The sequence below is a fragment of the Streptomyces sp. NPDC031479 genome (assembly GCF_055581065.1).
Genome location: NZ_JBVIKC010000002.1, coordinates 498,500 through 511,158 on the forward strand (window position 1 = coordinate 498,500; position 12,659 = coordinate 511,158).

General features: G+C 73.8%; 12 protein-coding genes. 3 read left to right on the forward strand and 9 right to left on the reverse strand.

The features are described from left to right. Positions 1-201: 201 nt before the first annotated feature. From ACZ5D2_RS04910 to ACZ5D2_RS04925, 4 genes are all read right to left on the reverse strand, one after another. Entirely contained in the window at positions 202-1,392 is a 1,191-nt protein-coding gene (locus ACZ5D2_RS04910; protein ID WP_371681344.1) for a lipid-transfer protein, read from the reverse strand. Positions 1,393-1,433: 41 nt separating this feature from the next. Next, on the reverse strand, positions 1,434-1,889 hold the full coding sequence (locus tag ACZ5D2_RS04915; protein ID WP_371679567.1) for a Zn-ribbon domain-containing OB-fold protein: 456 nt from the start codon (positions 1,887-1,889) through the stop codon (positions 1,434-1,436). A gap of 63 nt (positions 1,890-1,952) precedes the next feature. Further along, positions 1,953-2,291, reverse strand: coding sequence for an Mpo1-like protein (locus ACZ5D2_RS04920; protein WP_266837690.1), 339 nt, complete (start codon positions 2,289-2,291; stop codon positions 1,953-1,955). A gap of 13 nt (positions 2,292-2,304) precedes the next feature. Beyond that, on the reverse strand, positions 2,305-3,000 hold the full coding sequence (locus ACZ5D2_RS04925) for a M15 family metallopeptidase (protein WP_371679568.1): 696 nt from the start codon (positions 2,998-3,000) through the stop codon (positions 2,305-2,307). A 17-nt stretch (positions 3,001-3,017) separates the two neighbouring features. On the opposite strand from ACZ5D2_RS04925, the gene ACZ5D2_RS04930 reads away from it, so the two are divergent. Further along, positions 3,018-3,527, forward strand: a complete 510-nt coding sequence (locus tag ACZ5D2_RS04930; protein WP_371679569.1) for an NUDIX domain-containing protein — start codon at positions 3,018-3,020, stop codon at positions 3,525-3,527. A 60-nt stretch (positions 3,528-3,587) separates the two neighbouring features. Here ACZ5D2_RS04930 and ACZ5D2_RS04935 read toward each other — a convergent pair whose 3' ends face one another. Both ACZ5D2_RS04935 and ACZ5D2_RS04940 read right to left on the reverse strand, forming a co-directional pair. After that, positions 3,588-4,148, reverse strand: coding sequence for a hypothetical protein (locus ACZ5D2_RS04935; RefSeq protein ID WP_371679570.1), 561 nt, complete (start codon positions 4,146-4,148; stop codon positions 3,588-3,590). A gap of 139 nt (positions 4,149-4,287) precedes the next feature. After that, positions 4,288-6,636, reverse strand: coding sequence for a glycoside hydrolase family 31 protein (locus ACZ5D2_RS04940; RefSeq protein ID WP_371679571.1), 2,349 nt, complete (start codon positions 6,634-6,636; stop codon positions 4,288-4,290). A gap of 211 nt (positions 6,637-6,847) precedes the next feature. On the opposite strand from ACZ5D2_RS04940, the gene ACZ5D2_RS04945 reads away from it, so the two are divergent. Continuing rightward, positions 6,848-8,824 carry an acetoacetate--CoA ligase gene (locus tag ACZ5D2_RS04945; RefSeq protein WP_371679572.1) on the forward strand — a complete coding sequence of 659 codons (1,977 nt, stop codon included), beginning with the start codon at positions 6,848-6,850 and terminating at the stop codon, positions 8,822-8,824. Positions 8,825-8,882: 58 nt separating this feature from the next. Beyond that, on the forward strand, positions 8,883-9,791 hold the full coding sequence (locus ACZ5D2_RS04950; RefSeq protein WP_468927212.1) for a hypothetical protein: 909 nt from the start codon (positions 8,883-8,885) through the stop codon (positions 9,789-9,791). 70 nt (positions 9,792-9,861) lie between these two features. On the opposite strand, the gene ptsP is transcribed toward ACZ5D2_RS04950, so the two are convergent. The 3 genes from ptsP to ACZ5D2_RS04965 form a co-directional block, all read right to left on the reverse strand. Further along, entirely contained in the window at positions 9,862-11,532 is a 1,671-nt protein-coding gene (gene ptsP, locus ACZ5D2_RS04955; protein ID WP_468927215.1) for a phosphoenolpyruvate--protein phosphotransferase, read from the reverse strand. A gap of 74 nt (positions 11,533-11,606) precedes the next feature. Further along, on the reverse strand, positions 11,607-12,056 hold the full coding sequence (locus tag ACZ5D2_RS04960; protein WP_371679575.1) for a PTS sugar transporter subunit IIA: 450 nt from the start codon (positions 12,054-12,056) through the stop codon (positions 11,607-11,609). 292 nt (positions 12,057-12,348) lie between these two features. After that, positions 12,349-12,659 (reverse strand): hypothetical protein (locus ACZ5D2_RS04965; protein WP_468927218.1); only part of this gene is annotated, 311 nt, incomplete at its 5' end.

Here is a 12,659-nt window from a genome sequence, read left to right on the forward strand (position 1 = left end):
GGGGCCCGAGCTCCCTCCGGACGCGTCCGCGCGTCATGGAGGCGGCCCGTACCCCCGCCGACTGGGGTACGGGCCGCAGCTCTCATGGGGGGATCCGGGGATCCCGCTCGCGGCGCGGGACCGTGGACAGAGTGTGAACCCGCCGCCGGGGGCCGTCAAGCACCCCGACAACACACCCAGTTCACGGCCCCCGCCGCCCCCTCAGCGCACCGCCACGACGGCCGAGCCGTGGCCGAACAGCCCCTGGTTCGCGGTGATCCCGGCCCGCGCTCCCGGCACCTGCCGCGCCCCGGCCGTACCCCGCAGCTGCCACGTGAGCTCGCACACCTGGGCGATGGCCTGCGCCGGCACCGCCTCCCCGAAGGAGGACAGCCCGCCGCTCGGGTTGACCGGCACCCGCCCGCCGAGCGCGGTCGCCCCCTCCCGCAGGAGCTTGACCGCTTCGCCCTCGCCGCACAGGCCGATGTCCTCGTACCAGTCCAGTTCGAGCGCGGTCGACAGGTCGTACACCTCGGCCAGCGACAGGTCGCCCGGCCCCAGCCCCGCCTCCTCGTAGGCGGCGCGCGCGATCGACGACCGGAAGGAGCCGGCGGCGGGCGCCACCGCCACCGCCGAGTCGGTCGCGATGTCCGGCAGGTCCAGCACGGTACGCGGATACGTGGGCGTCACCGTGGACACCGCCCGGATCCGCACCGGGTCCGCCGCCCCCCGCGCCCGCGCGAACTCCATGCTGCTCAGCACCAGGGCGGCGCCCCCGTCCGAGGTGGCGCAGATGTCCAGCAGCCGCAGCGGATCGGCCACCACCGCCGAGGCCGCCACCTCCTCGGCGGTCACCGCCTTGCGGTAGCGGGCGTTGGGGTTGAGCGCCCCCGCGGCCGCGTTCTTCACCTTGACCTGCGCGAAGTCCTCACCGGTGTCCCCGTACAGGGCCATGCGGCGGCGGGCGTAGAGCGCGAAGTACGCCGGGTTCACGGCCCCCAGGACCCGGAACCGCAGCCAGTCCGGGTCGTCGGGCCGCTCGCCGCCGGCCGGGGCGAAGAAGCCCTTCGGGGCCGCGTCGGCGCCCACCACCAGCACCACGTCCGCCAGCCCCGCCAGGATCTGCGCCCGTGCCGCCCCGATGGCCTGGGCCCCCGAGGCGCAGGCCGCGTACACGCTGGTCACCCGGGCGCCCTGCCAGCCGAGGGCCCGCGCGAAGGTGGCCCCGGCGACGTAGCCCGGGTAACCGGAGCGCACGGTGTCGGCCCCGACGACGGAATCGACGTCGGTCCACTCCAGCCCGGCGTCGGCGAGCGCGGTACGGGCGGCGGCCCGTCCGTACTCCACGAAGCCGCGCCCCCACTTGCCCCAGGGGTGCATGCCGGCCCCCAGGACGGCCACCTCGCCCCGCACCGGAGCCCCGCCCGGCCCGTCCGCGCCCGCCCGGTCCCCGCTCACGAGGCCCCTCCCACCGGCTTGAACTGCCAGGTCAGCCAGGTGGTCGCGGAGTCCTCGTGCAGGACGCCGCCCACCACCTCGACCTCCATGCCGACCTCCAGGTCCGCCACCGTCACCCCGGGGGCTCCTTGTCCGAGCACGACCATCCCCTCGGCCTCCAGCTCCACCGCGACGAGGGTGTACGGCTCCCAGGGCACGGCCGGATCGGACACGTACGGTGCGGGCGGCCGGTAGCGGCCGTCGGTGTAGGACCAGACCCGGCCGCGCGGGGACAGCGGGACCTCGGCGAGCTCGCCCCCGCCGGGACAGTGCGGATTGCGGCAGTGGGCGTCCTCGCGCGGGAAGAACACCGCGGTGCAGGCGGAGCACCGGGTGCCGAGCAGGCGGAAGCCGCCCTCCGCGTCCGCCTCCGTGAACCACCCCTGCACGACGGGTGTGCGTGTGCGTTCCAAGACCCCTCCCGGACAGCGTCATCTGACGAAGCGTCAGAAGTCTGCCACGGCGGGCGCCGGGGGTCACCGGTTCTCGGCGAGCCACTTCCGCGCGATCATGTCCAGCTCCGCGTCCCGCCCGGCCAGCATCATCCGGATCATCTGCGCGTCCCCCCGCAGTGACCAGGCCGGATGCCCGAAGGTGGCCGGGTTGTTCCCCTCGATCAGGAAGTGCGCGGGCCACGCGGCCCCGTACCCGATCACGGGCAGTGCGGCCAGGTACCGCCGGCGCCCGCGCGCCACCCCGTACACGGTCAGCGCCAGCCCGGACAGCGTCCCGCAGAGGTGTACCCACCGCGTGGCGGCCCGGGAGTGCATGGCGACGTAGTACGGCCAGAATTCCTCGTACGATCCGAAGGTCATACGGGCACGCTACTCAGGGCCGCCCGGCGGCGACAGACACCGGAACGTCGAATGCCGTGTCCGGGAAGACCTCGGGCCGCAGCGTGAAGTGCCACCACTCCTCGGGCAGGTTCACGAACCCCTGTGCCCCCAGCACCCGCTCCAGCAGCCGCCGGTTCGCCCGCGCCGCCGCCGTGACCTCCGGGGAGTCCGTGTGCGAGGCCGGACCGAAGAAGTCGAAGGACGTCCCCATGTCCACCTCCCGGCGGGCGGGCAGCGCGACCAGCGTCACGTCGACCGTACTCCCGCGGCTGTGCGCCGACTTCGCCGCGATGTACCCCTCCGGGATCAGCCGGCCCTTGTCCACCTCCGGGTAGTACTCCGCCTTCGCCGTCGGGTCGTCCGGCTCCCCGGCCCAGCGCACGAACCGGTCCACCGCCCGCTGCGGCCGGTAGCAGTCGTACACCTTCAACGCGTACCCGCCGCGCAGCAGTTCCCGCTGCGCCCGGCGCAGGGCCTCGGCGGCCGGCCGGGCCAGCAGGCACACCGGCTCCGCGTAACCGTCCACGACCGCACCCGTGAAGTTCCGCGGGCCCGCGTACCGCATGTCCTCGCCGATGCCCGGATCCACGTCCCGCAACGCCACGAACCCCGCGAGCCGGCCCTCCGCGCCCGCGGGCACCGCCAGCCCGGCCAGCACCGCGGCGACCACCAGCATCCTCATGCCCATTGGAATACCATCGCCGCATGCCGGCACAGCTGAAGGACTCGCACTGCTCCACCTGCGGAGCCCTGTTCGACACCGCGTCCTGGCCCCGGACGTGCGCCGCCTGCGGCGCCGTCACCTACCGCAACCCGCTCCCGGTCGCGATCGCCCTGCTCCCCGTCGAGGACGCCTCCGGCACCGGCCTGGTGGTCATCACCCGCACCATCGAACCCGCCCTCGGCGGCGTCGCCCTGCCCGGCGGGTTCGTGGACTTCGGCGAGGACTGGCGGGAGGCGGTCGTCCGCGAACTCCGCGAGGAGACCGGCATCGAGGCCCCGGCCGGCGAGGTCGCCCTGGCCGACGTCCTCAGCTCCCCGGCCGGCCACCTGCTCGTCTTCGGCCTCCTGCCGCCCCGCCCGACGTCCGCCCTGCCGCCCTCGGCCGCCACCGACGAGACGACGGGCTGGCACGTCCTGCGCGCACCGGCCGAACTGGCCTTCCCGCTCCACACCCGGGCGGCGGCCGCCTGGTTCGCGGGTCAATACACCTAGGCCGCGTCGCGTCCGGCCGGCCACCGCATCCACCCGCCGCGCGGCCGGCGCGCAGGGGTCCTACACGGGCAGGTCCATCACCAGTGACGCCAGCGTCACCACGCCCACCACCGTGCAGGCGACGACCGCACCCCGCGCCCACAGCGCCCGCGCCGGAACGGGCCGCGCGCGCAGGTACGCCCCCGCCAGCAGCGGGAGCACCGCGCTCAGCGCCGTCCAGGCCCAGACGTGCCCGAAGCCCGGCAGGGCCTCCGGCCGGGTCCCGAGCCACCGGTGGACGAGCAGGGCGGGCGGCACCGACAGCGCGGCCACCAGGACCGCGACCGCGACCGGCTCCGGCCACGCGCTCAGCCGGGCCGTCCAACGGCCCAGCACCGCAAGGGGTTTGACGAACAGCAGCCCGTGCAGGAACCCCGCCGCGACGGCGGTCACCGCCGTCAGCCCGAGCTCCGCGAACGACCCGCCCGAGGGCTGCCCGGTGACCAGGAGCAGCGCCCACACCGTCACCAGCTGCCAGGCACCGACCACCTCCGCACCCGGCGCCAGGTCCCGTCTGCGCACCCCGCCCAGCAGGCGTCGGTTCGCTGCGCGGGGCCGCGTCGTGGTGCCGGCTAAGACCATCACTGACTCCCTGTCCGATCGGGGCGGCAGGCCCGCCGCCGCCCCACAGGCTGTCCCGCCGGCCTATAGCGCCGCTATACCGTTTCCGGCACCGCCCGCCCTACGGCCCGTCGCCCGCCCGCCGCCCGCCCGCCGCCCCTCACAGCCCCCGCAGCTCGACGCCGCGCACCGTCGCGCCCGCCTCGTCCTCCACCACCACCGCGTCCCCGGCCCACCGCACGGTGTACCGCTCGACCTCGCCCGCCTCGAACCCCGGGCCCGGGTCCCGGATGACCACCCCGCCGCCCGTCCGGCCCCGGGCCGGGGCCCACGCCTCCAGCCCCACCGTCCCGTCCCGGCGCCGTACCGGCAGCACCGCCCCCGCCCGCGCCAGCACCGGAGTCCGCCCCGGCGGGGCGTCCAGCAGCACCTGCGCGGGCCCCTCGTGCGCCGCCCCCGTGGCGGTGTCGTACCACCGCCCGCGCGGCAACCGCACCGCCCGCCGGTCCGCCCCGCACTCCAGGACCGGCGCGACCAGCAGCGCGTCCCCCAGCAGGAACGCGTCCTCGCAGTCCCGCAGCACCCGGTCCTCCGGGCACCCCCACCACAACGGCCGCACGTACGGGGCCCCGGTCCGCCGCGCCAGGTGGGCCAGCGTCACGAAGTACGGCCGCAGCCGCTCCCGCTCCGCCAGCACCTCCGCGGCCCGCTCCGCCACCTCCGGCCCGAACTCCCACGGCTCGCGCCGGCCCGCCCAGATCGCCGAGTGCGTCCGGAACAGCGGCAGGTACGCCCCCAGTTGCAGCCACCGCAGGTACAGCTCCGGTGACGGCGACCCCCCGAAGCCGCCCACGTCGGGCCCCGAATACGGCACCCCGCACAGCCCGAGGCCCAGCACCAGCGCCAGCGAGGCCCGCAGCCCGTCCCAGCCGGACTCCACGTCTCCGGACCACGTGCCCCCGTAGCGCTGCATCCCCGCCCACCCCGACCGGGAGAACAGGAACGGCCGTTCCGCCGGCCGCAGCCGCACCAGACCCTCCCACCCGGCCCGCGCCATCGACAGCCCGTACACGTTGTGCCCGGCCCGGTGGTCCCCGCCCGCCCCCTCCAGCACGTGCCGGGCCGACCGCGGCAGCGTCGCGTCCCCCCACGGCGCGAACGAGACCGGCTCGTTCATGTCGTGCCAGAACCCGGCGAAGCCCTGACCGAGCCGCTCCCCGTACAGCCCGCCCCACCACTCCCGCACCGCCGGATCCGTGAAGTCCGGATAGGCGCACTCGCCCGGCCAGACCTCCCCCCGCACCTCCCGCCCCCGCGCGTCCCGCACGAACGCCCCGTGGTCACCGACCGCCAGCCCCGCGGCGTGCACCGCGTCCCCCGCCTTCACCGCCGGATCCACGATCGACACCAGCCGCACCCCCCGCTCCGCCAGCTCCGCCGCCAGCCCCGGCAGGTCCGGGAACGCCTCCCGGTCCACCGTGAACACCCGGTGCGCGTCGTAGTGGTCGATGTCCAGGTGCACGGCCGACAGCGCCAGCCCCCGCTCCGCGTACCCGTCCACCACCCGCCGCACCTCCGCCGCGCTCCCGAACCCCCAGCGCGCGTGCTGGTACCCCAGGGCCCACTCGGGCGGCACAGCCGCCGCGCCCGTCAGGCCCGCCCACCCCTGGAGCACCCGCGCCGGTGTCCCCACCAGCACCCAGCACCGCGCCGGGCCGCCCTCCATGCGCAGCTCGCCGGCCCCCGGCCGGTCCGGGCCCGAACCGGCCCCCTCCTCACCGCCGCGCAGCGCCACCCGCCCGTCCCAGGTGTTGTCGTAGAACGCCAGGTGCGTCCCGGCGTCCGCGACCACCATCTGCACCGGCATCGTGATGTACAGCGGATCGGTGTCCGGCCCGAACCCGCCCTTCGGGTCCGTGTTCCACAGCCGGTACTCCCCGTCCCGCAGCCGCGGCCCCCGCGCCCGCCCGCCCAGCCCGAAGAACCGCGCGTCCGCCGGCACCTCCGCCCGCTGCAGCCACCGGGACCCGCCCTCGGCGGGGCCCGTCACCGGATCCCACCAGCGCGGCGGCAGCTCCCGCCGCAGCACCGCCCCGCCCGGGGTCCGCACCTCCACCGCCCCGTGCCGGGACACCGCCACCGTCACCCGCTCCGACACCACCCGCCAGCCGCCGCCCGTGTCCGGCTCCAGCACCGCCCGCGGATCGGGCTCCGGCCCGCCGCCCACCACGGCGTACGAGGGCGTCGGCTCCGCCCCGTCCCAGCCCCAGAACACGGCCCCGCCCACGGTCACCCGTACCAGCAGCTCGGAACGGGCGAACCGCAGCACGCCCCCGCCCGGCCGCGCCTGCGTCCCCGCCAGCAGTCCCGGCACCCGCGCCCGTTCCGCACCGCGGCGCGGGAGCCCCTCGACGTCCGCCCGCCGATGGCTCCAGGCCGAGCGCCAGGCCCGCCGCCCGCGCGACGTACCGATCTCTTTCACCGCACGCACCAGATCACGACCGTCCATGCCGCTCACCCTGCCACCGGCCTCCCGGCCCGCGGGGTGCGTTCAGCTTCCGTTCACCCGGAAAACGATCACAGCCGACCGCCCGGGACAGCTCTGGTGCGGATGTCGATCACATGGCATGGTCCCTGTGAGCCGCCGCGCACACACCCACGCGGCGGTGGCACCGTACGCACACGAAGCGCGATCCACAGACTCGACCGGGAGCCGACCCATGACCTCAGCCACTCAGCCGGAACCCCTCTGGTCCCCGAGCCCCGACCGGATCGCCGCGGCCCGCGTCACCGCCTTCCAGGCCTGGGCCGCGGACCGCTTCGGCGCCCCCGCCGACGGCGGCTACCCGGCCCTGCAGCGCTGGTCCGTGGACGAGCTCGACACCTTCTGGCAGGCCGTCGCCGAGTGGTTCGAGGTCCGCTTCACCACCCCCTACGAGTCCGTCCTCGCGGACCGCTCCATGCCCGGCGCCCGCTGGTTCACGGGATCCACCCTCAACTACGCCGAGCACGCCCTGCGCGCCGCCGAGGACCCGGCCCGCGCCGCGGACCCCGCCCTGCTCCACGTCGACGAGACCCACGAACCCACGCCCGTCACCTGGGCGGAACTGCGCCGCCAGGTCGGCTCGCTCGCCGCCGAACTGCGCGCCCTCGGCGTCCGCCCCGGCGACCGGGTCAGCGGCTACCTCCCCAACATCCCCGAGGCCGTCGTCGCCCTCCTCGCCACCGCCGCCGTCGGCGGCGTCTGGACCTCCTGCGCCCCCGACTTCGGCGCCCGCAGCGTCCTCGACCGCTTCGAGCAGGTCGAGCCGGTCGTCCTGTTCACCGTCGACGGCTACCGCTACGGCGGCAAGGAGCACGACCGCCGCGAGACCGTCGCCGAACTGCGCGACGGGCTCCCCTCGCTGCGCGCCGTCGTCCACATCCCGCTGCTCGGCACCCCCGCCCCCGAGGGCACCCGCCCCTGGTCGGAGCTGACCTCCGCCGACACCGAGCCCGTCTTCGAGCCGGTCCCCTTCGACCACCCGCTGTGGATCCTCTACTCCTCCGGCACCACCGGCGCCCCCAAGGCGATCGTGCAGTCCCAGGGCGGCATCCTCCTGGAGCACCTCAAGCAGCTCGGCCTGCACTGCGACCTCGGCCCCGAGGACCGCTTCTTCTGGTTCACCTCCACCGGCTGGATGATGTGGAACTTCCTCGTCTCCGGCCTGCTGACGGGCACCACCGTCGTCCTCTACGACGGCAGCCCCGGCTACCCCGACACCGGCGCCCAGTGGCGGATCGCCGAACGCACCGGAGCCACCCTCTACGGCACCTCCGCCGCCTACGTCATGGCCTGCCGCAAGGCCGAGGTCCACCCCTCCCGGGACTTCGACCTCTCCGCCGTGAAGTGCGTCGCCACCACCGGCTCCCCGCTCCCGCCCGACGGCTTCCGCTGGCTCCACGACGAAGTGGCCGAGGACCTCTGGATCGCCTCCGTCAGCGGCGGCACCGACGTGTGCAGCTGCTTCGCCGGCGCCGTCCCCACCCTCTCGGTCCACATCGGCGAACTCCAGGCGGCCTGCCTCGGTACGGACCTCCAGGCGTGGGACCCCGCGGGCAAGCCGCTCACCGGCGAGGTCGGCGAACTCGTCGTCACGGCCCCCATGCCGTCCATGCCGATCCACTTCTGGAACGACCCCGACGGCAGCCGCTACCGCGACAGCTACTTCGAGATGTTCCCCGGCGCCTGGCGCCACGGGGACTGGATCACGATCACCGACCACGGCTCGGTGGTCATCCACGGCCGTTCCGACTCCACCCTCAACCGGCAGGGCGTCCGGATGGGCTCGGCCGACATCTACGAGGCCGTCGAACGCCTCCCCGAGATCAAGGAGTCCCTGGTCATCGGCCTGGAGGAGCCGAACGGCGGCTACTGGATGCCGCTCTTCGTCCACCTCGCCCCCGGCGCCGTCCTCGACGACGCGCTGCGCAAGAAGATCGCCGCCACCATCCGGGAGCAGCTCTCCCCGCGCCACGTCCCCGACGAGGTCATCGAGGTCCCGGCCGTCCCGCACACCCTGACCGGCAAGCGCATCGAGGTCCCCGTCAAGCGGCTCCTCCAGGGCACCCCCCTGGAGAAGGCAGTCAACCCGGGCTCGGTCGACAACCCGGACCTGCTCGCCTTCTACGAGGAGCTGGCCCGCACCCGGAAGTGACTGTCAGTGCCCGCGATTACTCTGAGTGAGCAAGCTGTCGCACCACTCAGGGGGAACCATGAAGGGCACACCGGACACCTCGCGCACCACCCGTGACATCAACGGCACGCTGCGCCGCGAGGTCCCCAGCACCGTCGGCCTCCTCGCCGACCCCGGGGACTTCGCGGCCATGCGCGACTACCGCAGCTTCTGCTTCGACCACCACGACGCCTACGCCGACTACCTCCGCCACGTCGACGCCCTGCTCCGCACCCTCGCCGCCGAAGGCGTCCACACCACCGTCGCCCTCTTCGACCCCGAGGAGTACGCCGACTACTGCGCCGAACACGGCCTCGACCCGGACACCGCCGCGGCCCGCACCCGCTTCACCGCCGGACTGGGCGGCCCCGGAGGCCTGCCCTACACCGGCCAGCCCGTCGAGGAACTGGTCCCCCTCCTCGTCGACGCGTCCCTCCGGCAGGCGACCAGGGAGTACGCGGGCATGCTCCTCGCCCGCGCCGGAGAATGCGCCGACTGCGGCACCGACATCGGCCGCGCCTCCTTCGAACGGGCCACCGCAATCCTCCGGCGGCTCCTCGCCGTGGCCGGCCCCGGCCACCACCACCTCGTCTGCAGCGTCCCGGCCCCGGACGAACAGCTCCTCGCCGTCCTCCACGCCGAAGCACCCGACGACCCCTGCGGCCCACCCCGGATCGAAAGCCCGGAAGGCCTCGAATTCGTGACCGTCCTCGCCGCCGGCCTCGCCCTCGGCGCCGCCGGGGGACTGGTGCTCCGCAGCACCACCGAGGGCTTCCGCGACCGGGTCCACGGCTGGCGCCTCGACCGGGGCCGCCTGATCGCCCTCAACGCCGCCTCGGTCTTCGACGCCTACTGCACCGACGCCGACACCGGCGAGCCCGTGGCACCCGAACCGGGCGTCGAATACTGCCCGGGCTACGAGGTGGACCTTCCCGACCCCCACCACTGACCGCCCCCGCACACGACCGAGGGGCCCCCGCCACCGGCGAAGGCCCCTCGATCGATCACACACGCCACGGCTACTCGCCGGACAGCACCGCCTGGGCCGCCGCCCGGGCCTCATCCGCGCTGTCCGTCGCACGCGCGGCCGCGGCCGCGCGCTCGCACTGCGCGAGCGTGTACTTGGCGAGCGTCGCCCGCACGTACGGAATCGAAGCGGCACCCATGGAGAGGGAGGTGACACCCAGACCCGTCAGCACACAGGCCAGCAGCGGGTCCGAAGCGGCCTCACCACAGACACCACAGCTCTTGCCCTCCGCCTTGGCGGCCTCGGCCGACATGGAGATCAGGTCGAGCAGCGCCGGCTGCCACGGGTCCTGGAGCCGAGACACCGCACCCACCTGACGGTCGGCGGCGAAGGCGTACTGCGCGAGGTCGTTCGTACCCAGCGACAGGAACTCGACCTCCTGCAGGATCGAGCGCGCCCGCAGCGCGGCGGAGGGGATCTCCACCATCGCACCGAACTTCGCCCGCAGACCGGCCTCGCGGCAGGCGTCGGCGAAGGCCTTGGCGTCCAGCCGGTCGGCCACCATCGGGGCCATGACCTCCAGGTGCACCGGAAGGCCCTCAGCCGCCTTGGCCAGCGCGGTCAGCTGCGTGCGCAGCACGTCCGGGTGGTCCAGCAGGGTGCGCAGACCGCGCACGCCCAGGGCCGGGTTCGGCTCGTCGCCCGGCGTCAGGAAGTCCAGCGGCTTGTCGGCGCCGGCGTCCAGCACCCGCACCACCACACGGCCCTCGGGGAAGGCCTCCAGCACCTTTCGGTACGACTCGATCTGCTTCTCCTCGGACGGCGCCTTCTTGCTGTCGTCCAGGAACAGGAACTCCGTGCGGAACAGACCCACACCCTCGGCACCGGCCTCCACGGCCGCCGGCACGTCCGCCGGACCGCCGACGTTGGCCAGCAGCGGCACCTTGTGACCGTCCGAGGTCGCGCCCGGACCGGAGGAGGCGGCCAGCGCCGCCTTCCGCTCGGCGGCCGCGGCCTCCAGCTCGGCCCGCTTCTCCGCGGTCGGCTCGACGAACAGGTCACCCGTGCTGCCGTCGACCGCGATGACCGTGCCCTCGGCGATCTCACCGGCACCGGGCAGCGCCACGATCGCCGGCACGCCCAGCGCACGCGCCAGGATCGCGCTGTGGCTCGTCGGGCCGCCCTCCTCGGTCACGAAACCGAGGACCAGCGCCGGGTCGAGCAGAGCGGTGTCGGCGGGCGCCAGGTCCCGGGCGATCAGCACGTACGGCTCGTCACTGTCCGGCACGCCCGGCATCGGAACGCCCAGCAGGCGCGCCACGATGCGGTTGCGCACGTCGTCCAGGTCGGCCACCCGCCCGGCCATGTACTCGCCGGCCCCCGCGAGCAGGTCGCGGTAGGAGGCGAACGCGTCGTAGATACCGCGCTCGGCCGTGCTGCCGACGGCGATCCGCCGGTCCACGTCCGCCATCAGCTCGGGGTCCGTGGCGATCATCGCCTGGGCCTCCAGCACGTGCTGAGCCTCTCCACCGGCCAGCTGGCCGCGCGCGATCAGGTCGGCGGACACAGCCTCCACGGCCTGACGGGCGCGCCCCTGTTCGCGTCCCGCCTCGTCCGCGGTGATCTGCCTGGCCGGCGGTTCGAGAACCGCCGTGCCCATGTGCCGAACCTCGCCGATCGCCACACCGTGGCTCACGCCGACGCCTCGCAGCGTTGTCTCCATTTCACCCGTCTCCGATTGAGCGGCGGGCCCTGCCGCCGCGGTGGATGTCCGACTCGCCCGTACGGGCGGACGCGTCACTGCCAGCCGAAAAGGACGTCGTCGGCCTTGACGTCCCCCGACTCGACGACGTCGGAGAGGGAGTCGGCGGTCGCTTCGAGCGCCACGACCGGACAGACCGGGGACTTGCCGGCGGCCTCGACGGCGGCGGGGTTCCAGCGGATGACCGTCTGGCCGCGCGTGACGGTGTCGCCCTTGTTCACGAGCAGCTCGAAGCCCTCGCCGTTGAGCTGGACGGTGTCGATCCCGAGGTGCGTGAGCACACCGTGGCCCTCACCGTCGACTACCACGTACGCGTGCGGGTGCAGAGAGACGATCACACCGTCCACGGGCGCCACCGCCTCCGAGGGCTCGCGCACGGGATCAATAGCGGTGCCCGGTCCCACCATCGCGCCGGAGAACACCGGATCGGGCACTGCCGCGAGTCCGATGGCACGCCCGGCAAGTGGGGACGTCACGCTGGTCATGGGGGCCTCCCAGGGGTGGGGCTTCTTCGTGTCGCCGTCACTACCTGTCGCGAACGGCGTACTCTCGGAAGGATATGTCACAGGATGTTCGGGTTCGCCCGATGTGGTCCCGCTCCGGGCTGACCCTTCGGCACGGAGACTAGTGGACTAGACCGGTGGACTAGACCATACGCGTGAATCGATTTGCTTGGGCACCACGGGGCCTGTACTGTCGTGACTCCCGCCAGGACGTGTCGTGTGAACTTCTCGCGAACAACCGATGGACGGGACTCCTCCTCCAGCAGTGCAACTCTCAATCTCCATACTTTCCGCGTGCCCTTTCGGTAAACGGACGGTGGTCGGAGAGACGGAAATCCACTGCTAGAGTTTGGATCGCCGGAAAGGGAAAGCGCGAAAGCGCAGAACCTCGAAAGCGCCGAGGGAAATCGGACACGAAAGAGTCTGATAGAGTCGGAAACGCAAGAACAACAGAACGAAAGCCCGGAGGAAAGCCCCAGTAAGTGTTACTGAGGGTGAGTACAAAGGAAGCGTCCGTTCCTTGAGAACTCAACAGCGTGCCAAAAATCAACGCCAGAAGTTGATACCCCGTCCACTTCGGTGGAT

What these genes read in the sequence shown, in the direction of transcription:
- ACZ5D2_RS04920 (WP_266837690.1), bottom strand. Translation starts at nt 2,291, where the DNA reads ATGACCTTCGGATCGTACGAGGAATTCTGGCCGTACTACGTCGCCATG.
- ACZ5D2_RS04925 (WP_371679568.1), bottom strand. Translation starts at nt 3,000, where the DNA reads ATGGGCATGAGGATGCTGGTGGTCGCCGCGGTGCTGGCCGGGCTGGCG.
- ACZ5D2_RS04930 (WP_371679569.1), top strand. Translation starts at nt 3,018, where the DNA reads ATGCCGGCACAGCTGAAGGACTCGCACTGCTCCACCTGCGGAGCCCTG.
- ACZ5D2_RS04935 (WP_371679570.1), bottom strand. Translation starts at nt 4,148, where the DNA reads ATGGTCTTAGCCGGCACCACGACGCGGCCCCGCGCAGCGAACCGACGC.
- ACZ5D2_RS04940 (WP_371679571.1), bottom strand. Translation starts at nt 6,636, where the DNA reads ATGGACGGTCGTGATCTGGTGCGTGCGGTGAAAGAGATCGGTACGTCG.
- ACZ5D2_RS04945 (WP_371679572.1), top strand. Translation starts at nt 6,848, where the DNA reads ATGACCTCAGCCACTCAGCCGGAACCCCTCTGGTCCCCGAGCCCCGAC.
- ACZ5D2_RS04950 (WP_468927212.1), top strand. Translation starts at nt 8,883, where the DNA reads ATGAAGGGCACACCGGACACCTCGCGCACCACCCGTGACATCAACGGC.
- ptsP (WP_468927215.1), bottom strand. Translation starts at nt 11,532, where the DNA reads ATGGAGACAACGCTGCGAGGCGTCGGCGTGAGCCACGGTGTGGCGATC.
- ACZ5D2_RS04960 (WP_371679575.1), bottom strand. Translation starts at nt 12,056, where the DNA reads ATGACCAGCGTGACGTCCCCACTTGCCGGGCGTGCCATCGGACTCGCG.